General features: G+C 63.1%; 32 protein-coding genes and 1 other RNA gene. 20 read left to right on the top strand and 13 right to left on the bottom strand.

Annotated features, from left to right (window positions below):
- Positions 1-23: 23 nt before the first annotated feature.
- Entirely contained in the window at positions 24-872 is an 849-nt protein-coding gene (locus H5P29_RS08235; protein ID WP_246787048.1) for an NAD(P)-dependent oxidoreductase, read from the bottom strand.
- A 166-nt stretch (positions 873-1038) separates the two neighbouring features.
- On the opposite strand from H5P29_RS08235, the gene H5P29_RS08230 reads away from it, so the two are divergent.
- Positions 1039-1380, top strand: coding sequence for a helix-turn-helix domain-containing protein (locus H5P29_RS08230; RefSeq protein ID WP_154387241.1), 342 nt, complete (start codon positions 1039-1041; stop codon positions 1378-1380).
- 17 nt (positions 1381-1397) lie between these two features.
- On the opposite strand, the gene H5P29_RS08225 is transcribed toward H5P29_RS08230, so the two are convergent.
- Positions 1398-1805 carry a lysozyme inhibitor LprI family protein gene (locus H5P29_RS08225; RefSeq protein WP_210252538.1) on the bottom strand — a complete coding sequence of 136 codons (408 nt, stop codon included), beginning with the start codon at positions 1803-1805 and terminating at the stop codon, positions 1398-1400.
- 244 nt (positions 1806-2049) lie between these two features.
- On the opposite strand from H5P29_RS08225, the gene ykgO reads away from it, so the two are divergent.
- The 3 genes from ykgO to H5P29_RS08210 all read left to right on the top strand — a co-directional run bounded on the left by ykgO (position 2050) and on the right by H5P29_RS08210 (position 4029).
- On the top strand, positions 2050-2175 hold the full coding sequence (gene ykgO, locus H5P29_RS08220) for a type B 50S ribosomal protein L36 (protein WP_018429929.1): 126 nt from the start codon (positions 2050-2052) through the stop codon (positions 2173-2175).
- Positions 2176-2254: 79 nt separating this feature from the next.
- Positions 2255-2836, top strand: coding sequence for a hypothetical protein (locus H5P29_RS08215; RefSeq protein ID WP_154387240.1), 582 nt, complete (start codon positions 2255-2257; stop codon positions 2834-2836).
- Positions 2837-2979: 143 nt separating this feature from the next.
- The gene (locus tag H5P29_RS08210) at positions 2980-4029 is read left to right on the top strand and encodes an alpha/beta fold hydrolase (RefSeq protein WP_154387239.1); all 1050 of its coding nucleotides are present in this window, start codon (positions 2980-2982) and stop codon (positions 4027-4029) included.
- 78 nt (positions 4030-4107) lie between these two features.
- On the opposite strand, the gene pyk is transcribed toward H5P29_RS08210, so the two are convergent.
- Together pyk and H5P29_RS08200 are read right to left on the bottom strand one after the other, a co-directional pair.
- Entirely contained in the window at positions 4108-5544 is a 1437-nt protein-coding gene (gene pyk / locus H5P29_RS08205; RefSeq protein WP_154387238.1) for a pyruvate kinase, read from the bottom strand.
- The gene (locus H5P29_RS08200) at positions 5541-6029 is read right to left on the bottom strand and encodes a DUF1036 domain-containing protein (protein ID WP_154387262.1); all 489 of its coding nucleotides are present in this window, start codon (positions 6027-6029) and stop codon (positions 5541-5543) included. Before H5P29_RS08200 ends, pyk begins: the two co-directional genes overlap by 4 nt.
- Positions 6030-6274: 245 nt before the next feature.
- On the opposite strand from H5P29_RS08200, the gene H5P29_RS08195 reads away from it, so the two are divergent.
- The 3 genes from H5P29_RS08195 (at position 6275) to H5P29_RS08185 (ending at position 7790) form a co-directional block, all read left to right on the top strand.
- Positions 6275-7072: an N-formylglutamate amidohydrolase gene (locus tag H5P29_RS08195; protein WP_154387237.1), complete on the top strand. Its 798-nt coding sequence runs from the start codon at positions 6275-6277 to the stop codon at positions 7070-7072.
- A gap of 11 nt (positions 7073-7083) precedes the next feature.
- Positions 7084-7392 (top strand): DUF1244 domain-containing protein, encoded by a 309-nt coding sequence (locus H5P29_RS08190; RefSeq protein WP_154387236.1) that lies wholly within the window; start codon positions 7084-7086, stop codon positions 7390-7392.
- A gap of 137 nt (positions 7393-7529) precedes the next feature.
- The gene (locus H5P29_RS08185) at positions 7530-7790 is read left to right on the top strand and encodes a DUF2312 domain-containing protein (RefSeq protein WP_067956960.1); all 261 of its coding nucleotides are present in this window, start codon (positions 7530-7532) and stop codon (positions 7788-7790) included.
- Positions 7791-7848: 58 nt separating this feature from the next.
- On the opposite strand, the gene H5P29_RS08180 is transcribed toward H5P29_RS08185, so the two are convergent.
- On the bottom strand, positions 7849-8526 hold the full coding sequence (locus tag H5P29_RS08180) for an NADPH-dependent FMN reductase (protein WP_246670911.1): 678 nt from the start codon (positions 8524-8526) through the stop codon (positions 7849-7851).
- A 42-nt stretch (positions 8527-8568) separates the two neighbouring features.
- On the opposite strand from H5P29_RS08180, the gene H5P29_RS08175 reads away from it, so the two are divergent.
- The 4 genes from H5P29_RS08175 to H5P29_RS08160 all read left to right on the top strand — a co-directional run bounded on the left by H5P29_RS08175 (position 8569) and on the right by H5P29_RS08160 (position 12321).
- Positions 8569-9552, top strand: coding sequence for a LysR family transcriptional regulator (locus H5P29_RS08175; protein ID WP_185910303.1), 984 nt, complete (start codon positions 8569-8571; stop codon positions 9550-9552).
- 91 nt (positions 9553-9643) lie between these two features.
- The gene (locus tag H5P29_RS08170) at positions 9644-10996 is read left to right on the top strand and encodes an LLM class flavin-dependent oxidoreductase (RefSeq protein WP_154387234.1); all 1353 of its coding nucleotides are present in this window, start codon (positions 9644-9646) and stop codon (positions 10994-10996) included.
- 10 nt (positions 10997-11006) lie between these two features.
- Complete coding sequence (locus H5P29_RS08165; protein ID WP_154387233.1) at positions 11007-11831, top strand: sugar phosphate isomerase/epimerase; 825 nt, start codon at positions 11007-11009, stop codon at positions 11829-11831.
- 136 nt (positions 11832-11967) lie between these two features.
- Positions 11968-12321 carry a hypothetical protein gene (locus H5P29_RS08160; RefSeq protein WP_083948455.1) on the top strand — a complete coding sequence of 118 codons (354 nt, stop codon included), beginning with the start codon at positions 11968-11970 and terminating at the stop codon, positions 12319-12321.
- 72 nt (positions 12322-12393) lie between these two features.
- Here H5P29_RS08160 and msrB read toward each other — a convergent pair whose 3' ends face one another.
- Both msrB and H5P29_RS08150 read right to left on the bottom strand, forming a co-directional pair.
- Positions 12394-12798: a peptide-methionine (R)-S-oxide reductase MsrB gene (gene msrB / locus H5P29_RS08155; protein ID WP_154387232.1), complete on the bottom strand. Its 405-nt coding sequence runs from the start codon at positions 12796-12798 to the stop codon at positions 12394-12396.
- Positions 12799-12897: 99 nt separating this feature from the next.
- Entirely contained in the window at positions 12898-14088 is a 1191-nt protein-coding gene (locus H5P29_RS08150) for a VWA domain-containing protein (RefSeq protein ID WP_154387231.1), read from the bottom strand.
- Positions 14089-14314: 226 nt separating this feature from the next.
- Here H5P29_RS08150 and H5P29_RS08145 point away from each other — a divergent pair, with 226 nt between their 5' ends.
- Positions 14315-15388, top strand: a complete 1074-nt coding sequence (locus H5P29_RS08145; RefSeq protein WP_154387230.1) for a GH25 family lysozyme — start codon at positions 14315-14317, stop codon at positions 15386-15388.
- 36 nt (positions 15389-15424) lie between these two features.
- Here H5P29_RS08145 and H5P29_RS08140 read toward each other — a convergent pair whose 3' ends face one another.
- Positions 15425-15871, bottom strand: coding sequence for a GNAT family N-acetyltransferase (locus tag H5P29_RS08140; RefSeq protein WP_154387229.1), 447 nt, complete (start codon positions 15869-15871; stop codon positions 15425-15427).
- Between the two features lie 426 nt (positions 15872-16297).
- A complete protein-coding gene (locus H5P29_RS08135) occupies positions 16298-17137 on the bottom strand; it encodes a MoxR family ATPase (RefSeq protein ID WP_154387228.1) in 840 nt (279 codons plus the stop codon).
- Positions 17138-17375: 238 nt separating this feature from the next.
- Here H5P29_RS08135 and ssrS point away from each other — a divergent pair.
- The 5 genes from ssrS to H5P29_RS08110 all read left to right on the top strand — a co-directional run bounded on the left by ssrS (position 17376) and on the right by H5P29_RS08110 (position 20999).
- Positions 17376-17531, top strand: a non-coding RNA gene (gene ssrS, locus H5P29_RS08130) — 6S RNA.
- Positions 17532-17652: 121 nt separating this feature from the next.
- A complete protein-coding gene (locus H5P29_RS08125; protein WP_067956928.1) occupies positions 17653-18237 on the top strand; it encodes a 5-formyltetrahydrofolate cyclo-ligase in 585 nt (194 codons plus the stop codon).
- 87 nt (positions 18238-18324) lie between these two features.
- Positions 18325-19149, top strand: coding sequence for a YmdB family metallophosphoesterase (locus tag H5P29_RS08120; protein WP_067956925.1), 825 nt, complete (start codon positions 18325-18327; stop codon positions 19147-19149).
- Positions 19150-19311: 162 nt separating this feature from the next.
- Positions 19312-20070 (top strand): TerC family protein, encoded by a 759-nt coding sequence (locus H5P29_RS08115; protein WP_154387227.1) that lies wholly within the window; start codon positions 19312-19314, stop codon positions 20068-20070.
- Between the two features lie 218 nt (positions 20071-20288).
- Positions 20289-20999: a DNA helicase gene (locus H5P29_RS08110; protein WP_154387226.1), complete on the top strand. Its 711-nt coding sequence runs from the start codon at positions 20289-20291 to the stop codon at positions 20997-20999.
- 45 nt (positions 21000-21044) lie between these two features.
- Here the strand turns inward: H5P29_RS08110 and H5P29_RS08105 are convergent, their stop codons facing one another.
- Together H5P29_RS08105 and H5P29_RS08100 are read right to left on the bottom strand one after the other, a co-directional pair.
- The gene (locus H5P29_RS08105) at positions 21045-21407 is read right to left on the bottom strand and encodes a VOC family protein (protein ID WP_067956918.1); all 363 of its coding nucleotides are present in this window, start codon (positions 21405-21407) and stop codon (positions 21045-21047) included.
- A gap of 11 nt (positions 21408-21418) precedes the next feature.
- Positions 21419-21904 (bottom strand): SRPBCC domain-containing protein, encoded by a 486-nt coding sequence (locus tag H5P29_RS08100; protein ID WP_067956915.1) that lies wholly within the window; start codon positions 21902-21904, stop codon positions 21419-21421.
- 51 nt (positions 21905-21955) lie between these two features.
- Between H5P29_RS08100 and H5P29_RS08095 the strand changes: the two genes are divergently transcribed.
- Positions 21956-22279, top strand: a complete 324-nt coding sequence (locus tag H5P29_RS08095; protein ID WP_067956912.1) for a helix-turn-helix transcriptional regulator — start codon at positions 21956-21958, stop codon at positions 22277-22279.
- A gap of 25 nt (positions 22280-22304) precedes the next feature.
- On the opposite strand, the gene H5P29_RS08090 is transcribed toward H5P29_RS08095, so the two are convergent.
- The gene (locus H5P29_RS08090; protein WP_067956909.1) at positions 22305-22655 is read right to left on the bottom strand and encodes a helix-turn-helix domain-containing protein; all 351 of its coding nucleotides are present in this window, start codon (positions 22653-22655) and stop codon (positions 22305-22307) included.
- A gap of 128 nt (positions 22656-22783) precedes the next feature.
- Between H5P29_RS08090 and H5P29_RS08085 the strand changes: the two genes are divergently transcribed.
- Both H5P29_RS08085 and H5P29_RS08080 read left to right on the top strand, forming a co-directional pair.
- Positions 22784-23488 (top strand): glutathione S-transferase family protein, encoded by a 705-nt coding sequence (locus tag H5P29_RS08085; protein ID WP_067956906.1) that lies wholly within the window; start codon positions 22784-22786, stop codon positions 23486-23488.
- A gap of 162 nt (positions 23489-23650) precedes the next feature.
- A complete protein-coding gene (locus H5P29_RS08080; RefSeq protein WP_067956903.1) occupies positions 23651-25102 on the top strand; it encodes a GGDEF domain-containing protein in 1452 nt (483 codons plus the stop codon).
- Positions 25103-25111: 9 nt separating this feature from the next.
- On the opposite strand, the gene H5P29_RS08075 is transcribed toward H5P29_RS08080, so the two are convergent.
- Complete coding sequence (locus tag H5P29_RS08075) at positions 25112-25918, bottom strand: MBL fold metallo-hydrolase (protein WP_067956902.1); 807 nt, start codon at positions 25916-25918, stop codon at positions 25112-25114.
- Between the last annotated feature and the right edge of the window lie 48 nt (positions 25919-25966).

Raw genomic sequence — 25966 nt, 5'->3', positions numbered from 1 at the left:
CAGCCTCCTCGTTGCCGCAGCCCTCAGGCGACCTTGCCCATAAACTGCGACAACGCCGCGAAATCTCCGTGCAACTGGTCGGCTGCAATCGCCCGCTGGAAGATGGAGCCATAGCCGTCAACCACGGCGCGGTCGATTCCGCGCGCGTCCATCAGCTCCATCAAATGCTGGAACGCACTGTGATGGATGGCGATCGACGACAGCGTCTCCGCGTCGCTGGCAAAACGCCCTGCATCGGTGCGTTTGATGAGGTCAGTGACAAGCCCTTCGACAACAGGCGCTGTCGCCGCCCACTGTCCGCCCAGTTCGCCCAGATCGATCCCTTCGGCCTGGCTCACGGCGATTGCGTTGAGCGCTCCGAACAATGCGCCCCACATCAAGGCCAGCAAAGCGCTATCAAGCGCATTGGCACGTCCTGGATCTTGTCCGACATGCTGGACGTTACCGCCCAATGCGCGAAAGACGGCGGCGTTGTCATGAAAGGCCTGGCCTTGCCCTGAGACCAGGATCGTGCCCGCATCCGTACCGATGAAGTCAGGCGTCGCCATGATCGCGCCGTCGAGATAGAAGGCGCCGTGCCGGGCGCACCATTCGGCGACGTCGCGCGCCCCGTGCGGCGTACCCGACGTCAGTTCGACGATCAGCTTGCCGCGGATGGCGGACGTGACGGCGGCGTCGCGTAGGATCGCTGCAGACGCCGCGTAGTCGCTGACATTCACTATGATGACTTCAGCTGCAGTGACGGCCTCCAGCACCGACGGCGCAACGGTGGCGCCAAGCAAGGCCAGCGGTTCGGCCTTCTCCCTTGTCCGGTTCCAGACCGTCGTGCGATGGCCTGATGCAAGCAGGGCGCGGACGAGCGCCGAACCCATGCGGCCTGTTCCGACAACCGCGATTGAACGCTTCATTCCAACTCTCCATATCCAGTGGCGACGCCACGATGCGACTTCGGTCGCGACGTCGTGGAGATATGGCGAGATGGGCGGCACACAATACGAACCGGGACGTAAGTGGTCACCTGGCGGTAAGGAGAACTGCATGGACAAGATGACGGACAATGGCTTTGCCGCGGCTGTCAGGATGACCGAAGGCAAATGGAAGATCGACATCCTTTGCCAGCTCGGAACGGCATCGCGGCGGTTTGGCCGGCTGAGGCGGTCGATCCCCGGAATCAGCGAAAAGATGCTGGCGCAGCAATTGCGCGAAATGGAGGCGGACGGCCTTGTCGACCGGAAGGTCTATTCGGAACTGCCGGCCAAGGTTGTCTATTCGCTCACCGAACGCGGCGCAGCACTCAATGCGGCAGCAGACTCGCTATGCCGCTGGGGCGCGCAATTCGGCCTTCCCTGCAATATCAAGGACAAGGCGGAATATGCCTGAGGCTTGTCTTGCTTTTCCTACTGCCCCGGCACCGGGCAGCTGAGGTCGCCCTCTTCGCATTTGAGGTAGGTGCCGAGCTGCGCCACGCGCGCGTCGGTCAGGCCCTGCAGGCAGCCGGAATGGATCATCGGCTGGACCGATCCGCCTTCGACGCCGGAGGACGCGAACTTGCACTCGGCATCGCGAAAGGCGATCCAGGCGCGCTGGGAGTCCTGCAGCAGCTTGCGCGCGCCTGAATTGTCGGACAGGCGCTTCATGATGTCGCCATAGGCGACGTTGAGCTTGGCGTCGGAGGCCGCGTAGTCTTGGGCCGCGCAGATGTTCATGCCCAACTGGGTCTGGTCGTTGCGGTTGCACTCCGCAGCCGACACTGCGGACGCGACCATCGCGCCAACCATCGAGATCAAGAGAATCGAAAGCCGCATCTGCCCCTCCGTTGCCTGGACGAAGCGGAGGATTCCAGCGAGGCTGTCGACTGGCAAGTCCCCGCTTTGGCATCGCCATGATCATTGCCGGCAAAAAAGCCGATCAATCCGTCATGCTGTGCCCTCTCGCGGTTGACTGGCCAAGACTCCTCGTCTAAGAGCCACTCACACAAATTGGGCGTGCACTTTGGGCGCGCTTTTGGTTTCGGCCCGGAAGATGGGCCCCATCTGACGGGTTAGTGACATGAAGATCAAGAATTCGCTCAAGGCGCTCAAGGGCCGCCATCGTGACTGCCAGCTGGTTCGTCGCAAGGGCCGCATCTACATCATCAACAAGACTGCGCCGCGCTACAAGGCCCGCCAGGGCTGATGCACGCACGGCCGCTCGCGGCCGGCGCATCACGGCAATTTCAGTTTGACGTTCCCATGCGGGGGTCTAGAATTTCCGCATGCGGAGCGTTTTTGCCTTTTTTGTCCTGACCATCGCGGCAACGCCGCTGCCGCTCCAGGCGTTTGCCCAGTCGAGCGGCGATACCGTCGTCGCCAAAGCCGACACCCAGCTCGATTCGCTGTTCTCCGACCTCAAGCGCGAGCGCAACGAAAAGGCCGCCGAACGCCTCGCCAACCGGATCTGGGAAGCCTGGTACAGGTCCGGCAGCACCTCCGTCGACCTCATGATGCTCTGGGCGCAGCAGGCGCTGGAAGCCAAGAAGTTCGACGTCGCCCTCGATTTCCTCGACCAGGTCGTGACCCTGCAGCCCCAATATGCCGAGGGCTGGAACCGTCGCGCCACCGTGCATTTCATGATGGGAAATTTCCGCAAGTCGATGACCGACATCGAACGCACGCTGGAGCTCGAGCCGCGCCATTTCGGCGCCCTCTCCGGCATGGCCCAGATCATGGCCGCCACCAACCACAACGAGCTGGCGCTGCAGGCCTGGCAGCGCGTTCTGGTCATCTACCCGATGCTGCGAAATGCCCAGAACGAGGTGTCGCGGCTGTCGGAAGAGCTGGCGGGCGAAGGGATTTGAGCAATTAGGGGATAAGGGATTAGGGTAATAGGTAAACATCGCCAACGTCCTGCCGCATCCCCCTTGTTTTCTTATTTTCTTGTTTTCTTACTCCCCTACTATCCCATTCCCTTACTCCCCTCCCTCCCCCCTCCCCGAGCCGCATGAACATCCTCGCCTTCGTCCTGGTCCTGCTCGTTGCGGTCGTGCTTGCGCTGGCCGGCTTTACCGGCGCGGCCGCATGGCTGATCGAGCGCCGCAACCCACCTGTTGGCAGCTTCATCGACATCAATGGCGCCAACATCCACTTTGTCCATGTGCCGGCGGCTGCCGGGGCCGACCTGCCGCCGCTGGTCTTCATCCACGGTGCGTCCGCAAACCTGAAGGATCAGATGCTGCCGCTCAGGCCGCAGTTCGAAGGCCGCGTCGAGATGCTGTTCCTCGACCGCCCCGGCCATGGTTGGTCAGAACGCGGGCCCGGCAACAACGAGACGCAGGAAGGGCAGGCCGCGACGATTGCTGCCCTGATGGACAGGCTCGGCATCAAGGACGCGATCATTGTCGGCCATTCGTTCGGCGGCTCGATCGCGGCAACCTTTGCGCTTGAGCATCCCCAGAAGACGCGCGGGCTGCTGTTCCTGTCCGCGGCAACACACCCTTGGCCAGGCGGCGAAACCTCCTGGTACTACAGCCTGAGCGCTAGGCCGGTGGCCGGGTGGCTGTTTGCCGCGACGGTTGCCAATCCGGCAGGGCTGATGCGCATCAATGCGGCGACGACCTGCGTCTTCTCGCCCAACAAGGTGCCTGATGGTTATGTCGACGAGGCCTCGATCAAGCTGGTGCTGCGGCCGCAGCCGTTTCGCGCCAATGCCATCGATGTCGAGGCCTTGTACCGGCACGCGCTGAAGACGGCGCCGCGCTATTCAGAGATCAAGGCACCGACGGTGGTGATATCGGGCGATGCCGACACGGTCGTCTATGAGGAGATCCATTCGATCGGCCTCGCCCGCGACATTCCTGGCGCCGAACTGGTCTGGATCCGCAACCTCGGCCATAAGCCGGACTGGGTGACGCCCGATCTGGTGGCGGCTGCGGTGGAAAAGCTCGCCGGCCAGCCGCACGGCCTGCAGGCCATGGCGCGACAGATCGAGGCCCGCATCGCTGGCGACGCGTTCGGCACGGACATCTGCGTGAACGAGAAGGCGCCGAGTTAAGGGAGTAGGGAGCATGGGGGAACGAGGACGGCTTGAGCCGCCTATTTCCCTACTTCCTTACTCCCCTACTCCCATAAATTACCTGCTGCCTTTGCCTTCCGGTCCGACATAGGCGATGCGCAGCATGTTGGTCGAACCGGGGGTACGCAGCGGCACGCCGGCGGTGATGATGATGCGGTCGCCGCCAGCGGCAAAGCCTTCGTTGAAGGCGACGTTGCAGGCGCGGTCGACCATGTCGTCGAGATCCACCGCATCCGGAGAGACGACGCAATGCGTGCCCCACAGCAGCGACAGGCGGCGGGCGGTGGCGAGGATCGGCGACAGCGCGATCACGGGCACCTGGGGCCGCTCACGCGCGGCGCGCAGCCCGGTGGTGCCCGAGGCGGTGTAGGTGACGATTGCCGACAGTTTCAGCGTCTCGGCGATTTCACGCGCCGCAAGCGAGATCGCGTCGGCGCCGGTGGCCTCCGGCTGCGAACGCTGGGCGTTGATGATACCGGGATAGGTCGGATCCTTTTCGACCTGCTGGGCGATCCGGTCCATGGTCGCGACCGACTCGACCGGGTACTGACCAGCAGCCGACTCGGCCGACAGCATGACGGCGTCCGCACCTTCGAACACCGCCGTCGCAACGTCGGAGACTTCGGCACGGGTCGGCACCGGTGCCGTGATCATCGATTCCAGCATCTGGGTGGCGACAACCACCGGCTTGCCGGCGCGGCGGGCCGCGCGGGTGATCTGCTTCTGGATGCCGGGCACGGATTCGATCGGCATCTCGACGCCGAGATCGCCACGGGCGACCATCAAGGCATCGGACAGCTCGATGATTTCGGCAAGACGGGCAACCGCCTGCGGCTTCTCGATCTTGGACAGCAGCAGCGCACGCCCTTGGGCGATCTTGCGCGCCTCGGCCAGATCCTCGGGACGCTGGATGAAGGACAGCGCGACCCAGTCGACGCCGGTCTCGAGCACCGCGTCGAGATCCTTGCGATCCTTTTCGGTCAGCGCGCCGACCGGCAGGTCGGTGTCGGGCAGGCTGACGCCCTTCTTGTCGGAAATCTTGGTGCCGGCAACGACCGTGCAGACGATCGACTTACCGTTGACCTTGGTTGCCCTAAGCTCCAGCTTGCCGTCGTCGATCAGCAGACGGTGGCCGGCCTGGACCGACTTGAGGATTTCAGGATGCGGCAGGTGGACGCGGCTCGACGTGCCGAGGTCGGGGTTGTCGTCGAGGGTAAAGGTCTGGCCGACTGACAGCTCTTCCTTGCCATTGGCGAACTTGCCGACGCGGAGCTTGGGTCCCTGCAGGTCGGCGAGAATGCCGATCGGCCGACCAACCGCCTCTTCAACCGCGCGGATGCGGCCAACGAGGGTGCGCATCGAATCGTGGTCGGTATGGCTCATATTGATGCGGAAGACGTCGGCGCCCGCATCGAAGAGCTTCCGGATCATGACCTCGTCGGAGGAGGCCGGACCGAGTGTGGCGAGTATTTTGACCTTGCGGCTACGTCTCATTGACCGTTCGTTCCCGAGGCGGCCGCATCGCCGCCCGTTGCGGGCTCGTCGGTGAGCTGGACCATCCAGTTCGCCTGCTCGCCCGTGTCGTATTCCTGGAAGCCGGCACGCTGGAAACCGCGCGCTACGCAGTCGGTGACCCCGGCGACCTTGAACTCTTTTTCAGCCACGCACATGTTGATGGGGCCGTCCCAGCGTCCGCCCCGCTCGGCATCTTCTGCATAGAGATAATAAAACCTCGATGACAGTGGGCCTTCGATCAGCGTCTTGCAGGTCTGCCCTTCGATGTGCCACCAGCCTTCGGTGATCCAGCCCGCCTTGGCGCGATAGCCGATGCCGACGCCGACGAGGCTCTGGGTCGCGTTGCAAACCCTGAAATCGGCGCGTGCAGGCGTAGCAGCAACGGAGGCAAACAGGGGAACCGCCAGGAAAAGGAAAAGCATTGCGAAGGCTGAGCGTGCGCGCGGCCTCCCGGCAAGTTCCATCCCCAAGCCCCTCTTCGACGTATTTTTCATTTTCTGGTGCCCTTTTCGGCAATGTGCAAGCGCATGTCAACGCATGGCACGGCGCTTATCCAATCGATTTAGATGCGCTCGGCCGCCGTGATTTGCCGCCCCATCTGGCATATTCGAAAAAAGGTTGGCAAAACAACGGCGTTAGCACATATCCCCACAGCAGCAGCGGCGTCAAAACCTAAACCGAAGCCGTGCCGAAGGACAATTTGCCTCCGATGACGCGAAACACTCTCTTTGCCCCGTTCGAAATCATCGAAGGCGACCGCGCCCAGGGGCTGGTACTTTTGTGCGACCATGCCCGGCGCGACCTGCCGCAGGAATATGGCGACCTCGGCCTGCGGCCCGCGGAATTCGAGCGCCACATCGCTTACGACATCGGCGCCGAACAGGTGACCCGCAAGCTGGCGGCGATGATGGGCGCTCCGGCAGTGTTGGCCAACTTTTCGCGCCTTCTGATCGACCCCAACCGCGGCGAGGACGACCCGACGCTGATCCGCCAGCTCTATGACGGCTCGGTCATCCCGGGCAATTATCCGATGTCCGGGGACGAGCGCGAGCGCCGCCTCGACACCTTCTACCGACCCTATCATGACGCTGTCGGCGCCATGATCGCCTCGGTGCACAAGGAGACCGGGACCACACCCTTCATCCTGTCGGTGCATTCCTTCACCCCTGTCATGCAGGGCCGTGCCAGGCCGTGGCATGCCGGCGTGCTGTGGGACATGGACCATCGCGCCGCCTGGCCGTTGATCGAGATGCTGGCCGAGGACAAGGACATCGTCGTCGGCGACAACGAGCCCTATGATGGGGCGCTGCGCGGCGACACCATGTACAAGCACTGCATCGTCAACGGCTTTGCCCATGCGCTGATCGAAATCAGGCAGGACCTGATCGGCGACGAGGCCGGAACCAGCGCCTGGGCAAATCGGCTGGCGCCAATCGTTGACGCGATCAACCGTCGTGCCGACATACACGAAGTCAGACAATTCGGCTCGCGCACCGGGCCACTGTGATGGAGGTTACCATGGCCGAACTCAGCGAAACGCAGCAGCGCGAATTCGAGGCGGCTGCCTTTCGCCGCCTGCTCGAACATTTGCGCGAGCGCTCCGACGTGCAGAACATCGACATGATGAATCTCGCCGGCTTCTGTCGCAATTGCCTGTCCAACTGGTATCGCGACGCGGCCTCAGGCGCCGGCGTCGAGTTGTCCAAGGAGGCATCGCGCGAGATCGTCTACGGCATGCCTTATGCCGAGTGGCAGGCCAAGTACCAGCGCGACGCCAGCGACGCGCAAAAGACGGCCTTCGAGGCCAGCCGACCCAAGGATCACTAGGCGATTTTACGTCGCGTCGTGTCAGCTGCGCGACTGCGTCCCCTTGACCCTCCTCCCGTCATCGGGCATCGAACCGGGCCGAAATGCCCCATGGCGCGCCGAGTCGCGCTGTTCCAATCACAATTGCGGAGTGCCCCATGGCCGACGAAATCACCGATACCAGCCAGACCGTTGCCGCCGGCCAGTTGCGCGCCTTCATCGAGCGCATCGAGCGGCTTGAGGAAGAAAAGAAGACCATCTCCGACGACATCAAGGACGTCTACGCCGAAGCCAAGGGTACCGGCTTCGACACCAAGGCGCTGCGCACCCTGATCCGCCTGCGCAAGCAGGACCAGGCCGAGCGCGACGAGGCAGAGGCGATCCTTGACCTGTACAAGGCTGCTCTCGGCATGAGCTGAGGCCAATATGGCTGCGGCGCATCCATGCGACCCCGCCGCAGCCATCGTGGCAAGCAATCTACGCCACGTTCCGGGACTGCAACGGCGCAGCCATACTGGCTTTCCCCACGCCAAACGCGTCCGCAAAGTTCAAGACCTGATTGACCATCAGCGCGATCTGGTCTCCACAATCACAGTCCGGTAGCGACGAATTGGCAATGACGCCCAACGGCGTCGGCCAACCGCGCAGGGCGTGCACGATCGAGCGCAGATGCTGCAGCGTTGAGCCGCCAGCCTGCCAGCCGGCGGCTGCGGCGATCAGCCCAACGGGCCGCCCTTCGAGATACGGCCTGATATCGCCATGCAACTCCTCGACGTAATCCAGCGCATTCTTGACCATGCCCGACACCGAGCCGTGATAGCCCGGTGATGCAACGACGACGCCGTCCGCGCGGCGCAGGGCTTCGACGAACGCCAGCTCGGCCGCGCCGGGCGTGACAGTGCCATAGATCGGAAACACCAGCCCTTCGCCGCTGAAGGCCAGCGTATCGGCACCTGCCGCCTGCGCCGCTGCCAGCGCCCGGTGCAGCAGCCGCTCCGAAGACGAGCCGTTGCGTGTCGTTCCGCCGATCCCGACGATTAGGGGTCTCGCAGCCATTCTGTCCTCCCGAGGCATCTCTGTTTCGGCCTTCAGGAGACAGGCAACGGCATTTAGCGGCAAATGACCTTTTCGGACGAGGCGATCTCGTTTCGGCATCGGCACAATCGGTACGACCAAACATTTGCGCGTGGTGCCCAGATGACCGGCAGTGCAGACGAGCCAAAGGCTCAGACCCCCAACGACAGCCTCAGCTTCGGCCGGCTCGGCATACGCCGGGCCCAGCTCCTGAAGAACCTGCAGCACTTCGTCGTCGCCGCCGAACTCGGCAGCTTCCACAAGGCGGCCGATAGGCTGGCGATCGTGCAGTCGGCGCTGTCGCGGCGCATCGGCGATCTGGAGGCGCAGCTCGGCGGCAGGCTGTTCGAACGCGAGCCGACCGGCGTGCGGCTGACCTTGGCCGGCGCAGCGCTGCTGGAAGACGCATCGCGCATCCTGCGCGAGGTCGACCTCGCCATCCGCCGCTTCGACCTCATCGACAGCGGCCAGGTGTCGCTGCTGCGCGTCGGCTTCAATGGTGCTGCGATGATGTTTGCGCCGGTCCCCGACGGTCTGCAGGCGTTCCGCAGCACCAATCCGACGGTCGAACTCCGACTGACGCCAATGCTGTCCGAGCAGGCATTCCAAGCGCTGGCGGCGGGAACAATCGACCTCGGCCTGGCCTATGATCTCGGCTACCCGCACAGCCTGAAGTCGCGACAGCTTGTGTTGGACGACCTGGCGCTCGCTTTGCCCGAGCATCATCCGCTCGCCTCACGGCCAAAGGTTGTGGTCGAAGACCTCGAGGGTGCCTACTTCATCGGCATGGACCTCGCCCAGTCTGGCCTGATGGCGGAGAAGGTCGCGCTGGCACTGCACTCACGCGGCGTCACCATCCGCGTGTTGATGGAGACCGGCAGCACCGAGGCAACGCTGAGCCTGGTCGCCGCGGGGCTCGGCATCGCCTTCGTCAACCGCTCGCAGGCAGGGCGGCATCCGCCGAATGTCATCATTCGTGACGTCGCCGGATTTTCGGTGCCGCTGCCGCTGAAGCTGTTCTGGCGGGAGGAGATCGAGACGCCGGTGCTGCTGCGTTTTGCCAAGACACTGGCGGCGCAGTTCGGGACCGCGGGAGGTGTGGCCTGATTTCGAGATCGCCTCGTCGAAAACGGTCATTTGATCCAGTCTCTCGCCTCCGGGAAGTTGTGCCACAAACGCAAGTGGAGAACACCGCCGCATGACCCGGGAAATCAGGCTCAACGCGCTCGACCAGTGCAATCCGAGCTTCCTCGCCTTCGGCCTGTGGAGCCATCCGCGCGACAAGGCCCTCGACTTCACCAGCATCGACTATTGGGCCGACTATGCCCGCCTGCTGGAACGAGGCTTGTTCGACGCGCTGTTCCTGGCCGACTCGCTTGGCGTGCCCGACACCTACAAGCAGAGTTTCGCATCGGCTTTCCGCAGCGGCGCGCTGGCGCCGAGCCTCGATCCCGCGGTGATCGTACCGGCCATGGCTCTGGTGACCAAAAACCTCGGCTTCGCCATCACCGGCAGCGCCTCCTACGAGACGCCCTATCTGTTTGCCCGGCGCATGACGACCCTGGACCACATGACACGCGGACGCATCGGCTGGAACATCGTCACCTCCTTCCTGCGCAGCGGCGCACTCGCCATGGGCCGCGACGAACTGGCCGAGCACGACGCGCGCTACGACGCCGCCGACGAATTCATGGAAGTGATGTACGGGCTGTGGGAAGGCTCGTGGGCCGACGATGCGCTGAAGCGCGACAAGGCGAGCAGCATCTATGCCGATCCGGCATTGATCTCCGAGCTCGATCACGACGGCCCGCATCACAGAATCCGGGCGGTGAGTGCTGCCGAACCCTCGCCGCAGCGCACGCCGATGCTGTTCCAGGCGGGTGGCTCGCCGCGCGGCCGCCACTTTGCAGCAACCCATGCCGAGGGCATCTTCATCAACGGGCCGAAGCTGGAGCTTGTGGCGCCGCAGGTGACCGACATGCGCAAGCGCGCCGCTGCGCTCGGCCGCGATCCCAGGAGTCTGAAATTCTTCGCCGGCGCCACCATCATCGTCGACGAAACCGAAGCGCTCGCCCGCGCCCGCTATGAGGACTACAAGCGCCACACCAGCGTCGAAGGCATGCTGAGCCAGTTGTCGGCAGCACTCGGCATCGACCTGTCTAAATATCCGTTGGACGAGCCGATCCGCTACGAAAAGACGGACGCGGCGCATTCGCAGCTGGAGATCCTGACGCGCAAGGGCAGCTGGACGGTGCGCCAGGCAGCCGAAAGCATGGTGGTCAGTGGCCGCAATCTCTTGGTGGTCGGCACACCCGGACAAGTCGTCGACGAGCTCGCCAGATGGGTCGAGCACGCCGATGTCGACGGCTTCAACATCGCCCGCATCCTGGCGCACGAGACGATGGAGAACTTCATCGGCATGGTGGTTCCCGAACTGCAGCGGCGCGGCATGTTCAAGACCGAATACGCAAAAGGCACCCTGCGCGAAAAGGTGACGGGCGCGGGTCCGCGCACGGCCCACGATCATCCAGCTTCAACGCATCGCAGATAGGATATTGGCTATGAGACGATTTTCGATGTCGTATCTGACGGCCCCAGTCGTCTCGCCGCTCGAGTCGATCCGCATCGCGTCTGACGTTGGCTACGATCATCTGGGGTTGCGCATCCATCCGACAGCGGCGGCCGACGCGCCATCGCCCTTGCTCGGCAACAAGGCGCTGGCCGCCGAGTGCAGGCGGCGGCTCGACAATAGCGGGCTGACGGTGACGGAGGTCGAAAGCTGGATGATCCGCCGAGGCTTCGACCTGTCGCACAGTGCCGGCGCCATGGAGGCTGCAGCGGAACTCGGTTCACCACGCCTGATCGCCGTAGCTGACATGCGCGGCGCGATCGAACAGGCCGAGATCGAAGATAGGTTCGCAGGTCTCGCCGAAATGGCCTCGGGCTTTGGGCTCGGCGTCGACTTCGAGCCGATTGCCCATCGCGCGGCGGGAACGCTCGACGAGGCGCTGGCGGTGATAGCGGCGGGTGCACCCCATGGTGCCGGGCTGATCCTCGACATGCTGCATATCGACCGCATGGGCATTTCGCCAGCTGAGCTGGCGATGCTCGACCGTAGCCTGCTGCACAACGTCCATCTGTGCGACGCCCCGCCCAAACCAGCAGATCTTGAAACGATGGTGCGCCATTCGGCCTTCGACCGCGACCTGCCTGGCGAAGGGGCATTGCCGCTCAGGGCCTATCTCGCCGCTCTGCCAACTGACCGGCCACTCAGCATCGAGATCCCGATGCTGCGGCTGGCGAACACGGTTTTGCCGCAGGAGAGGGCGAGGCGCGGCCTGGCCACATCGAAGCGACTGCTTGCAGAGATTGAGGCGGCCGGCTGAGGAACTTGCAGCCGTCGTACGGCGTTCACCTTGTTGTGAAACGAGACTATCGGCGCACTTGTAAACACGGCAGATTTGATGCCCTATTTGTGAGCTAGACTGTCACATCAGCGGCAATGGCGCGGGGTCACCAGCGATGACACAGACCGGGCACTTCCACCCCTCCGACAATCCCCTGGGCGGACAGAGCGGACTTTCCGCATTCTTTTCGCGCCGCTGGAACGGCGACGTGCCGCTCGGCCAGCTGTTCTGGTGGGACATGGTGGTGGTTGGCAGCATCATCAACGTCGCCACGACGATCGTCGCGCTGCTGATCCTGGCCGCAAAAATGTCAGCGCTGCTCGCAGTCGCCGTCCACCTGATCCCGCTGCCCTACAATCTGTTCCTCTATGGCAGCGTACTGAGGACGGCTGACATGGCTGGCACGCCGAATGCCAATGCTGTCAAGCTGAGCGCCACATTGTGGATCATCCTCGCCAGCCTGCTCTGAGCAGCACTGGTGCTGCCATCAGACGATCGCGCCGCGGTCAGCACCCGCGGCGTCTCTTGTCAAAAGAGCGAATTAAGCTGCCGGCTCGAAATTCAGCGCCACGCCGTTGATGCAGTAGCGCAGGCCGGTGGGCGGCGGGCCGTCGGGGAAGACGTGGCCGAGGTGGCTGCCGCAATTGGCGCAATGCACCTCGGTGCGAACCATGCCGTAACCGCGATCGACGGTGGTTTCGACCGAACCCTCGACCGGGTCGTTGAAGCTCGGCCAACCGGTGCCGCTCTCGAACTTCAGCTTGGATTCGAACAGCGGCTGATCGCAGCCGGCGCAGGCAAAGGTGCCGGCGCGCTTTTCGTAGAGGAGCGCACAACTGCCCGGCCGCTCGGTGCCGTGGTGGCGCATCACCTGGTATTGCTCGGGCGTCAGCATCGCGCGCCATTCGGCGTCGGTACGGGTAACGGGATAGGTCTTGGCATCCATTCCGGGGATCTCCCTCGATTGTTCTTCTTGTTCGCGGTCTTCGCACAGATAGTTACGAAAGGTGCCGACTGACAGGGCATCAAATCCTGTTGAAGCGGCTCAGTGCTTGCGCGACAGCTGCTTGGTCGCTGCTTCCAGACCGGCCAGCGTCAGCGGGTACATGCGGTTGGCGAAGATCTCCGAGATCATCTTGATCGAGCTGGTGTAGCCCCAGTGCTTTTCCTGGGTCGGATTGAGCCAGACGGCGTTCGGCCACTGGTCGAGCACGCGGCGCAGCCAGATAGCACCCGACTCCGGGTTCCAGTGCTCGACCGAACCGCCGGCATAAGCGATCTCGTAGGGGCTCATCGAAGCGTCGCCGACAAAGATGACCTTGTAGTCGTGGCCATATTTGTGGAGCACGTCGAGCGTTGGCATGACCTCGGCATGGCGGCGGCGGTTGTCCTTCCAGACGCCTTCGTAGAGGCAATTGTGGAAGTAGAAATATTCGAGCTGGCGAAACTCGACGCGCGCCGCCGAAAACAGCTCCTCGACCACCTTGATGTGGTCGTCCATCGAGCCGCCGACGTCGAAGAACATCAAAAGCTTCACCGCATTGCGCCGCTCGGGCCTGGTCTTGACGTCGAGATAACCGTGGTCGGCGGTGGCGTGGATAGTGCCGGGCAGGTCGAGCTCTTCTTCGGCGCCCTCGCGCACCCAACGGCGCAGGCGCTTCAGCGCCACCTTGATGTTGCGGGTGCCGAGCTCGACGCTATCGTCGAAATTGCGGAACTCGCGCTTGTCCCACACTTTCACCGCGCGGCGATGGCGGCTCGTCTCCTGGCCGATGCGCACGCCCTCGGGATTGTAGCCATAGGCGCCGAAGGGCGAAGTGCCCGCGGTACCGATCCATTTCGAGCCGCCCTGGTGGCGCCCCTTCTGCTCCTCGAGCCGCTGCTTCAGCGTCTCCATCAATTTCTCGAAGCCGCCCAGCGCCTCGACAAGTTTTTTCTCCTCGTCGGTCAGCGTCTTTTCCGCCAAGCGGCGCAGCCATTCCTCGGGGATGTTGGCAACGTCGACCCCGCCCTCGCCCGCAACGGTCTCGACGCCCTTGAAGTAGTGGGAAAAAACCCTGTCGAAACGGTCGATGTGGCGCTCGTCCTTCACCAGCGCCGCACGGGCGAGGTAATAAAAGCCCTCGACGTCATAGCTGACGAGATCGGCGTCGAGCGCCTCCAGCAGGGCCAGATATTCGCGCAGCGACACCGGAACCTTGGCCGCCTTGAGCTCGAGGAAGAAGGGTATGAACATGGCGGGCACTTTGCTTCGGCGCGCTGCCGCAGGCAAGTCCGCCGATGCCACAGCAGTGCCGACAATCAGGCGATGGGCGCATTGGCAGCGCTGCAACACCCAAAATCTAATTAAAGTAAAAATCGGATTCAGTCTTTCTTGGTAATTTCCCGTTAGCAATTGCCGTCAGTGGGGAGCGGGGCCCGAGTCTGCCTCCGATCCGAGTTTGTTTTGCGTACGGGTACCAATGCGTTTCTCAGCGGCGTCAGCGATCGTTCTCGCCAGCCTGGCTCTTGCCGGCTGCACCTCGAGCTCGGGCCTCGGCAGCCTGATGGAGCAGGCGTCGCCATCTCCTGAAACAACGAGTTCGGTGATGCGGCCGTCGGCCGACATCGCACCCGTGGTCGCGCAGGCGCCGGCGCCCCAGCCGGTCATGGCAGCGCCAGTCGAAGTGACCACGATGACGGCAGCGCCGGTACAGGTGGCGATGGCAATGCCCACGCCTATGCCAAGGACGCCGATGGAGCCTGCCATCGAGCTTGAAGACATGCCGACGCCCGACGCCAAGCCGATCGCGCTGGTGGCGCCGTCCAACCCGATGAAGGCAACGCCGTTTGCGCCGGGCAAGATCTATGGCCGCCGCTTCCGCGACGCCAAGCCGATCAATTTCGGCCGAACCATGTCGCCCAAGAACTTCGCCGTCCACGGCGTCGACGTGTCGCGCTGGCAGGGCGAGATCGACTGGCCCAAGCTGCGCACCCAGGGCGCCAACTTCGCCTACATCAAGGCCACCGACGGCGGCGACCATCTCGACCCGATGTTCCGCAAGAACTGGCGCGCGGCCGAGGCCGCCGGCCTGAGGCGTGGCGCCTATCACTTCTTCTACTGGTGCCGCACCGCCGGCGAACAGGCCGACTGGTTCATCCGCAACGTGCCCAGGGTTCCCGGCGCGCTGCCACCGGTCATCGACGTCGAATATAATGGCGAATCGAGCTGCAAGCGCCGCCACAGCCCCGAAAAGATCCGCGAGAAGATGCAGGTCTTCATGGACAAGCTGGAGCGCCATTACGGCCAGCGTCCGGTAATCTACACCGCGCCCGACTTCTACAAGGACAATCTGCGCGGCCACTTCCAGAACTATCCGTTCTGGCTACGCGCCGTGGCCGAGCCGCCATCCAAGGTCTATCCCGGCCGCAACTGGGTGTTCTGGCAGTATTCGGGCTCGGGCCTGTCGCATGGTGTCGAGGGCAAGATCGACCTCAACGTCTTCCGCGGCAGCGCAGCCCAGTGGAACCAGTGGCTGGAACGCACCGCGGGCTGATCGCCCGCGGGTCCTGGCCAGTGATTGCCTGTCGCCTCAGAGCAGGTCGTACTCGATGAACCCGGTGCGGCGAGCGACGCGATCGTAAAGCTTGCGCGCCGTGGCGTTGGTCTCGTGGGTCATCCAGTAGACATTGGTAACGCCGAGCTTGCCGGCCTCCTGCTTCACGGCTTCGATCAGGGCGGCGCCGACGCCCTTGCCGCGCGCCTCCGGGTCGGCGAACAAATCCTGCAGGTAGCAATTGTTGGCCTCGGACCAGCCCGAGCGGTGGTAGAGATAGTGCGTCAGGCCGACCGCCTTGCCGTCGACGAGAGCGATCAGACCCTTGGGCTCGAACTCGCCCTCGGTGAACAGGCGCTTCCAGGCGAGCTTGTAGATGTTTTCAGGCAGGACCGTGTTGTAGAAATCGAGATAAGCGGTCCACAGTCGGCGCCAGTCCTCGTGGTCGGCAAGCTCGAGCGGGCGGATGGTGATGTCGGTCATGAAGCTCTCTCTCCTTGGATGCACCAGCGTCCTCAGAAATCTCTGATGGGACAAGGGTCCAGGGCTGCCAAATCGCTGCTCCTGGCTTTCGGGCAACAGTTGGCTGGAAATGACTTCAAATCGCCTGGTGCCCTCCAGAGATTCCACAAACCAGGGTCGATACGTATCGACTTCCGCTATTGATCGTCCTTCCGGATCGCAGCCTTGAGACAATACGGTGCAACGCAATGTGCCGGGTTCGGATAGACGCTGGCCGCATCCAACAACTCTCCCGAAATCACTGCACATTCTTCATGGAAATGCCATTGGCGCCCAGATCGGTCGCTCAAGACGAATTCAATGATTTCCGGCTACGGTTCGTCGTCAACCCAGCGAATGATCGAGACATCGACTTCCCTCTGGTCACCGGACGATGCCGCCAAAATTTCACCCCTGCCGTCTCGCCATGAATGCCAGGCGCTCGAACAAATGCACGTCCTGCTCGTTCTTGAGCAGGGCGCCATGCAGCTTGGGCAGCGCGTTCTTGGGGTCGGCGCGCAGGTCTTCCGGTGCGATATCGTCGGCGACCAACAGGCGGATCCAGTCGAGCGCTTCCGAGGTCGACGGCTTCTTCTTGAGGCCGGCAACCTCGCGGATCTCGTAGAACTGGGTCAGTGCGGCGCGCACCAGGTTCTGCTTGATGCCGGGATAATGCACCTCGACGATTTTGTGCAGCGTGTCGACGTCGGGGAAGCGGATGTAGTGGAAGAAGCAGCGGCGCAGGAAGGCGTCGGGCAGTTCCTTCTCGTTGTTCGAGGTGATGATGACGATCGGCCTGACCTTGGCGCTGATCGTCTCGCCGGTCTCGTAGACGAAGAACTCCATGCGATCGAGTTCCTGCAACAGATCGTTGGGGAACTCGATGTCGGCCTTGTCGATCTCGTCGATCAGAAGCACGACCTTTTTGTCGGCGGCAAACGCATCCCACAGCTTGCCGCGCTTGATGTAGTTTTTGATGTCGTTGAAGCGGCCGTCGCCGAGCTGGCTGTCGCGCAGGCGCGAGACGGCATCATATTCGTAGAGACCCTGCTGTGCCTTGGTGGTGGACTTGACGTTCCACTCGATCATTTCAAGGCCGAGGCCGGATGCCACCTGGCGGGCGAGTTCGGTCTTGCCGGTACCCGGCTCGCCCTTGACCAGCAGCGGCCGCTCCAGAGCGATCGCCGCATTGACCGCCACCATCAGATCCTTGTCGGCGACATAAGCCGACGTTCCTTCAAAGCGCATGCGAAACTCCAAATTCGTCGGCGCCGACACTAGGGAGGTGTGGCCGGTGGGGCAAGCGGGACGTCCCGTCGTGATAGGCGTTCGGGGCCGCCGCGGTACAGGAGGCAGAGCTCTCGCTCGAACAGACAACAAAGCGCATGAGCATGAAAAAACCTCCACACCACAGCCCCGCAAATATCCTTGCACGAAGCGTCCCACTGCCATGGCGCATTGCGGCCACAGCGCCTATATTGGCGGTGACGGTCTGCGCTTCCCGGCAGGAGAGCATTTTCCCCGGGGCCTTAACGATCCTTAGGGAGCTGTCCCTGGGAGGACCCGTGGGTTCTTCCATACGGCGCCCACCTACTTTGTAGGTCTCCGGGATCGACTTCTTCACCGGTTGTGTGGATCGTCACCTCCCTGTCAGGATAAAACCTGCCCACCCGACGCCTGAAAGCGTCGGTTTCCGCGTTGCCGGTGCAACGGCCAATGTGCCAAACACGTGGCGAACGACAGCAGAACGGGCGAACACCGGCATGACTTCCCATCGCGAAATCAAGAAGCAGCTGCGCAAGGAAGCGCTGGCCCGGCGCGACGCGCTCGATCAGTTCTGGCGCATCGAAGCGTCGCTGGAGATGGCGGAGACGGCGCGCGACAATCTGCAGTTCGAGCCCGGCACGATCGTCTCGGGCTTCTGGCCGATGCGATCGGAGGTGGACGTCAGGCCGATGATGTTTGCCCTGCGCGAGCATGGTGCACGGCTCTGCCTGCCGGCGATCCTCGACAAGCACACGATCGTCTTCCGCGAACTGGTGCGCGGGGCACCGATGGTCGATATGGGTTTTGGCACCGTCGGGCCGCATGAGGAAGCCGAGGTGCTGGATCCCCAGATCATGTTGGTGCCGCTGGCGGCTTTCGACAAACGCGGCCACCGCATCGGCTATGGCGCCGGCTATTACGACCGGGCGATCTCCAAGCTGCAGGACAAGGGCATAGAGCCCAGGCTGATCGGCATCGCCTTCGACTGCCAGGAGGTCGAGCGCGTTCCCGACGAGAACCACGACGTCATCATCCCCGAAATACTGACGGAAAGCGGGCTGCGCCGTTTCGAGCCGGCGTGAGGTGATCGGCCAGCGCGAATCCGCTCCGGGCAAATTCGGCCGGCTCCACTTGCATGATTTCGCAATGGCCCTGTAGAAGCATTTTTCATGAGACTTCTTTTTCTTGGCGACATGGTGGGCAAGGCCGGACGCACTGCGGTGTGGAATCAGCTGCCCGGCCTGATTTCTGATTTCCGGCTCGATTTTGTCATCGTCAACGGTGAGAACGCCGCCGGCGGCTTCGGCATCACCGAGGAGATTTTCCGCGAAACGCTTGCTGCCGGCGCCGATGTGGTGACGACGGGCAATCACGTCTGGGACCAGCGCGAGGCGCTGGCGTTTGCGCCGCGTGAGGAACGCTTCTTGCGCCCGGCCAATTTCCCGAAGGGCACGCCGGGACGCGGCTCCGGCCTCTACATCGCCAGGAACGGCGCCCGCGTTCTCGTCTCGAACATCATGGGCCGGGTGTTCATGCATCCTGAACTCGACGACCCGTTCCAGGCCGGCGAGCGGGAACTGGCCGCCTGCCCATTGGGCGAACAGGCGGATGCGGTGGTGATCGACTTCCACGCCGAGGCGACGAGCGAGAAGATGTGCTTTGCACATTTCGTCGACGGCCGCGCCAGCCTGGTTGTCGGCACGCATACCCACCAGCCAACAGCCGACCACCAGATCCTCAATGGCGGCACCGCCTATCTGACCGACGCCGGCATGTGCGGTGACTACGACTCCTCGCTCGGCATGGACAAGGAAGAACCGCTCAACCGGTTCCTGTCCAAGGTGCCGAAGGGCCGCTTCGAGGCGGCCAACGGCCCGGCCACCATCTGCGGCGTCGGCGTCGACATTTCCGACCGCACCGGCCTCGCCGAACGGGTTGCGCCATTGCGTCGCGGGCCTAGGCTCGAAGAAACCGTCCCATCCTTCTGGTCCTGACATTGACGTGGGGCCAGTCGAAACCTACTTGCCCGCCGCACGTCAGCATATGTTAGAGCATGATGCATCTATCCGGATGCACCATGTCTCGGCACTGTAGCATGTGAACGAGCGGCCGCCGGCCGCTCGCATCGTATCCAGAAGAACAACGGGGACACTTAGATGATCGAATTCCTGGCGCCGTATTTCGGCTTCATCAACGACCCGACCGCCTGGGTGGCACTGCTGACCCTGATCGCGCTCGAAGTTGTGCTCGGCATCGACAATTTGATCTTCATCTCGATCCTGACCAACAAATTGCCTGAGCACCAGCGCGCCAAGGCGCGGCGGCTCGGCATCGGGGCGGCCCTGATCATGCGCCTGGTGCTTTTGGCCACCATCTCCTTCATCGTCGCGCTGACGGCACCCGTCTTCACGGCCTTCGGCCACGGCTTCTCCTGGCGCGACTTGATCCTGATCGCTGGCGGCCTGTTCCTGGTCTGGAAGGCGACCAAGGAAATCCACCACTCGGTCGATCCCGAGGACCACAAGGACGAGATGGTATCGCGTACGCTGCAGCTTTCGATGGGCGCTGCGATCTTCCAGATCCTGCTGCTCGACCTGGTGTTCTCGATTGACTCGATCATCACCGCTGTCGGCATGACCGACGAGATCGGCATCATGTACATCGCCGTGATCGTCGCCGTGACCGTGATGCTTTTGGCTGCAACGCCGCTCGCGACCTTCATCGAGAAGAACCCGACGATCGTCATGCTGGCGCTCGGCTTCCTCTTGATGATCGGCATGACGCTGATTGCTGATGGTTTCGGCTATCATGTGCCCAAGGGCTACATCTACGCCGCCATGGGCTTCTCGGCGCTGGTCGAGGGCCTCAACATGCTGCAGCGGAACCGCCGCAGGAAAAGTGGCGGCCACCGATGAACATGACGACGGCGGGCCAAAAGCCCGCCGTTTTCGTCTCGGCCAGCGATTTCACACCGACCGGAACCGGGCTATCATCTGATTCTGGCGCGGCCCACGCCTCCCCCCTCCAGCGGGAAAGTACTGATCGTGCAGGGTGCCTAAATCACCGAACCATCTGTTCGAGCACGTGCATAAGGAGGGGTTGCGACGACAGCTCGTATCTGGAGGTTCGCACAATGAAACTATCCGCGCCCATTCCTGTGCTGAAGCGCAAGGCCAGGCTTCTGGCCAGGACGAAGACGATCCCACTTCATCAGGCACTCGACGAGGTGGCAGCCAGCGAAGGCATTGCCGGCTGGAGCCTGCTTGCCGCCAAGGCCGCTGCCGTGCGCCCGGCGGCAAGACTGTTCGCACGGCTCGCTCCCGGCGACATGGTCCTGCTCGGCGCGCGGCCCGGCCAGGGCAAGACGCTGATGGGTCTCGAACTCGCCGTCGAGGCGATGAAATCGGGCCATCGCGGCAGCTTCTTCACGCTCGAATACACTGAAAAGGAAGTGCTCGATCGCTTCCGCGCCATCGGCGCCGACCGGGCGCAGTTTGGCAGCCTGTTTGAGCTCGACAGCTCCGACATCATCAGCGCGGCCCATATCGCCGGGCGCATGGCTTCGGCGCCGCGCGGCACGATGGTGGTGGTCGATTACCTGCAACTGCTCGACCAGAAGCGCGACAATCCGAAGCTGATGGAACAGGTGCGGGCGCTGAGAGCACTGGCGCGCGACAAGGGGCTGATCGTCGTGATGATCTCGCAGATCGACCGCTCCTACGACCCGGCAACGAAGACGATGCCCGAACTCGGCGACGTCAGGCTGCCCAATCCGCTGGATCTCAAGCTGTTCGACAAGGCCTGCTTCCTAGCCAATGGCGAAGTGCGAATCCACTCGGTTTGACAAGACCGGGCGGCGGGAATGCCCGCCGCCCGAACTGTTCCAGCCTCACCAGGCGTCGGGTTCGCGCACCATGTGCACGATGTTGGCCGGGTTCATGATCCAGCCGCCACGGAAGGTTTCGCCGAGCGGCTCGATCGGGTCGCAGCGCACCACACCGGCATCGCCGAGTTGCTTGAGCGTGCCGGCAAAATCGGGCGTGAACAGCTCCAGCCAGACCTCAGCCTGGCTCATGGTCGGGGCCTCGTCGATCCAGAGCTGGTTCGGGCCGAGCTTGAAGCCAACCGCGGGCAGCTTCTCCGGGATACCCTCGAGGCCGACCACGTCGCGGTAAAAGGCGATGGTCGCCTCGTACTGGTGGCTCGGCACCTTCATGGCGATGTTCATGCCGCCTTCGATCTTGGCACCCATTGTCTTTCTCCTCACTTGCGTTCGCTTGTCGTCGGCAACTCGCCGCGCATCTCTGAGGGGTAGAAACCCTCGCGCAGATTGATGCCGTATTCGAGCCAGGCCTTCATCGCCGACAGCATTTCCGCCCAGCCCTCGCAGTTGCCGTAGGACGCCTTGCGCCCGACCGCGTCCTCGACCCAGCCGGATTCGCCGATGGTAACGAAGGTCGAGCCGTCCTCGAGCACGTCGAAGCCCATCTCGATCCGGGTTTTGTAGGCCGGCTGGCCCTCGGCCACCTCGGCGTCCCAGCGCAGTACGATACGCTTGTCCAACTCGATCTCGTCGACCTCGACCGGCACCGAACCCCACCAGGTGACGGTGGTTCCGGCGACCAGCGGCGCGCTGGCGCCGTTCAGCGTGGTGAAATAGCCGCTCAGCTTCTTCGGATTGACGACCGCGTCGAACACCTCGTGGACGGGCTTGGCGATACGTCCCGAAACCTTGAACCCCAAGGACATTGTCAGCCTCCTATGCTTGCACGCGGCAACAATGTGTTATAAAATTATAACATGTCAAGCGATTCGAAAGACGACAATGTTTTCAAGGCTCTGGCGCATCCGCGCCGGCGATTGATGCTGGACGTGCTGAAGGATGGCGCGCTGACGACGGGCGCCCTGTGCGAGCGTTTCGACGACATGGACCGCTGCACCGTGATGCAGCATCTGAAGGTTCTGGAGGAGGCCGAGCTGGTGGTCGCCCGGCGCGAAGGCCGCGAACGCTGGAACCACCTCAACTCGATGCCGATCAAAGAGATTCACGACCGCTGGATCAGCGAATATGCCAGCCACGCGATGAGCATTCTCGATCGGCTGAAGCTCGACCTGGAAGGCTGAGGCGCGTCCCGTGCTTTGATGTCAGCTAGTGACCAGGCGATTTCGCCTTCCGCGCCTCGATGGCGGCGCCATGCTCCTTGCCCCAGCTGGCGAGCGGTCCGAGCGCTTCATCGAGCGACTGGCCGAGCGGCGTCGCCGAATACTCGACGCGCGGCGGCACCTCATGAAAGATCTCGCGGTGGACGAGACCGTCGGCCTCCATTTCGCGCAATTGTTGGATCAGCATCTTCTCGCTGATGTCGGGCACCAGCCGCTTGAGCTCGCCGAAGCGGCGCGGCTCGGTGTGCACCAGCCACAGGATCAACGCCTTCCATTTGCCGCCAATGACCTGGAAGGCGGGGCCGAGGCCACAACTTTCTGGCTGCGTCTTCGCCAAGAAATCCTCAATTCTCACTTTGAAGTCAGTACCTTACCGAAATGTAGGTACTTGTTGGAACGAGTTCAATGCATAGGTTCTGCGGCACGCCGCGACTGTCTCGCGGTCCGATTTCAAGAGGATATGACATGGAACCTGTGCTCTTTTACGGCGTGCCGCATGGTTGCTCGTTCGGCTCGATCGTGGCACTCGAATGGCTCGGCCAGCCCTACCGCCTGCACCGCATAGACATGACAGCCAAGCATTCCCGCACCTTCGCCAGGGTCAACCCGCTCGGCCAGACGCCGGCGATGGTCACCGAGGATGGCGGCACGCTGACCGAGAGCCTGGCGATCCTGCACAACATCGCCGCGCGCGACCTCGACAATGGCCTCGGCTTTGCCCAGGGCAGCAAGGAATTCGACCGGCTGAACTGGATGCTGTCCCACCTGCACACCACGCTGCATTCCGATCTCGGCTATGGCTGGAACGCCTTCAAGCTGGTCGAAGACGACGACGCCGGGCGCAACATGCTGCGCAAGATGGCGCGCGAAAAGGCAGCCATGGACTTCGCCTTCCTGCAGCGCGTGCTCGAAAACAGCGAATGGCTGATTGGCGACCACAGAACCGTGGCCGACGCCTACTTCATCGGCATCGCGCGCTGGGGCTCGGATCTCGACTTGTTCGACATGGCGAGCGAGTTCCCCGGCATCCACAAGCACATGCAAAAACTCGAAGCCGACCCGGCGGTGATCTTCGCCCATGCCATCGAGGAGGAGCGGGAAGCCGTGTCATTGGGCGGGTTCCGCGGTCACGCCACGGTCGAGGAGCTGGAGCCGCGCATCGCCGCTTGACCTGTCACGTCTCTCGCACCCATCGGTTGCGGAGGCATCAACGCGGCCAGCGAAATGCTTGGACGTGGCCAGCATCTCAATGTACATCAGAAGGAACTTATTAAGCTCGGATAAACGCTTGTTGGCCAACAATCCGAACAGGAACTTGCATACGGACGGGGAATGCTGACTGCCACCCGGGAACTGCCTGTCAGGCCAGACACACAACCGCAACTTGCGATTGCTCTGATCGTTGCCGGCATCGTCTTCCTCGCATCGTTCTTCGGCATACTGACGCGGCCGGTCGGCTTCCTCGCCGCGGTCTGGCCGGCGAACGCCATCCTGCTCGGCATGATGGTGCGCAACCCGAGCTACGCCACGCCACTGGGCTGGCTCGCCGCCTTCGTCGGCTACATCGTGGCTGACCTTTCAACAGGTGGAAACTTCTTCGTCACGCTGTGGCTGACGACTGCCAACATCACCGGTGCGCTGACCGGGTACCTGCTGTTCCGGCTGGTGCCGGAGAGCGACCGCTGGCTGCAACGGCCGTCATCGGTGCTGCACCTCTTCGCCATCTGCTGCGCGGTGGCACTGGCCGCCTCGATCGCCGGCGGCGGCGCGGCACGCCTTTTGTTTGGCAAGGACTTCTTCAGCGGCATCACCTTCTGGTTCATCACCGAACTGGTCAACAGCCTGATCATCCTTCCGGTGCTGCTGACCTTCCCCGGCTTCCGCAGGCTGCGCGAGCATTGGCCGGCCGGTCTTTCGCCCGCGCTCTTCCAGCATGCCTTGCCGGCGCTGGTGCTGGTGGCTTCGGTTGGGCTTGCCATCATGCTGGGCGGACCAGGTGCTCTAGCGATGCCCATCCCTGCCCTGCTCTGGTGCTCGCTGACCTACAAGACGTTCACCACCTCGGTGCTGACCATGCTGCTGAGCGTGTGGTTGCTGATCTCGATCCCGGCAAACCTCATCCCGTTGCCGGAACTGCCCGACCCGCTGCGCTCGCTCGACTCGCTGCGGCTCGGCATCGCCCTGATGGCGCTCTGCCCGCTGACTGTTGCCAGCATCAACGCCGCCCGCGTCGAGCTGATCGAACGACTGTCGCGCGCGGCCAACCACGACTCGCTGACCGGCGCGCTGTCACGCGGTGCCTTCATTGAGCGAAGCGAAGCCTGCCTGCAAGCGAACCGGGACCAAGGCACGGCGCTGCTGATGCTCGACATCGATCACTTCAAGAACATCAACGACCGATTCGGCCATGCCGGCGGCGACGCGATGCTGAAGGAATTTGTCGTCCTGATCTCCCGTCTGCTGCGCCCGGCCGACCTGTTCGGCCGCATGGGTGGCGAAGAGTTCGCCGTGGTGCTGCCGGGCCTCGACATGATCGCGGCAACCTCCGTCGCCGAGCGCATCCGCCAGGCACTTGAAATGCGGGCGATCGAGATGCCGTCGGGCGGCGAGGTGTGGGCCACCGTCAGTATCGGCGTGGCGACGCGCGCGCCGGGGGAATACACTGATTTCGACGACATGATGCTGGCCGCCGACCGCGCCCTCTACGAAGCCAAGGAAGCTGGACGCAACATGGTTCGGGTCGGCGCCCGGCAGCCCGAGGCAACATCGCCGACCTTGAACTGAACGCTGAGGTCAGACACCGTCGAGAATGACGATGGTTGGCCGCGATGGCAGCGACCTCAGTGACACGGTGAGCGAACGGCTGTTGCGGAATTCGACGGCAAAACCATCACCCATCATGCCGGTGAACTCGCCAATCGGGGTGGAATGCCGATGCATCGGAAGGATCATCGACGAATAGAGCCTGGTCGTGATCTCGGTCATCGCATCGATCGACAAGGTCATGCCGCCGTCGATCGGCACCATGACGACGTCGAGCCGGCCGATGGCACCATAATGTGCGTCCTCGAGCCGGTGATGCAGATGGCCGAGATGGCCTATGCACAGGCCGGCGACCTCGAAGATGAAGATCGAATTGCCGTCGCGCTCCATCTCGCCAAAGCGCCTGATATCGGTCGGCACGTTGCGGACATAGACATCGTCGACGACCAGCGCATGCCTGGCCGGCCCGCCCTCGGGGTTCCAGCCGCGCAGGACATGGTCGATGGCCTGGTCCGGCATGTCGGTGTAGTGGGTGCGGTGTGCCTTGTTCATGGTGACGATGCGCGGCAACGGACTCGAGCCGTAAATACCGCTGTAATCGGTGGCGATGCGGACGCCGCCAGGCGTCTCGATGACATAGGTCGAGTGGCCGGCATAGGTGATGGAGACGTCGCCATCGACGAACGTCTGGGCCTGATAGAAGCTGGCATAGGTGACGTCGGGCAGCGCCTGCGCGATAGCCATGCATTTGCTCGGCACCGGATCGTCCGCCGCCCATGTCGGGATCGACGCTAAAAGCAGGGTGGCAAGACAGGCGGCGAACAGGCGAAGGGGCATGGCGCTCTCGGGCGTTCGGGGCGAAACGCACTATCCCAGCAGCGGCGT

Source organism: Aminobacter sp. MDW-2, assembly GCF_014250155.1.
Lineage (GTDB): Bacteria > Pseudomonadota > Alphaproteobacteria > Rhizobiales > Rhizobiaceae > Aminobacter > Aminobacter ciceronei.
Note: the sequence above shows the minus strand (reverse complement) of the source record. Positions and strands in the feature narration are given on the sequence as shown.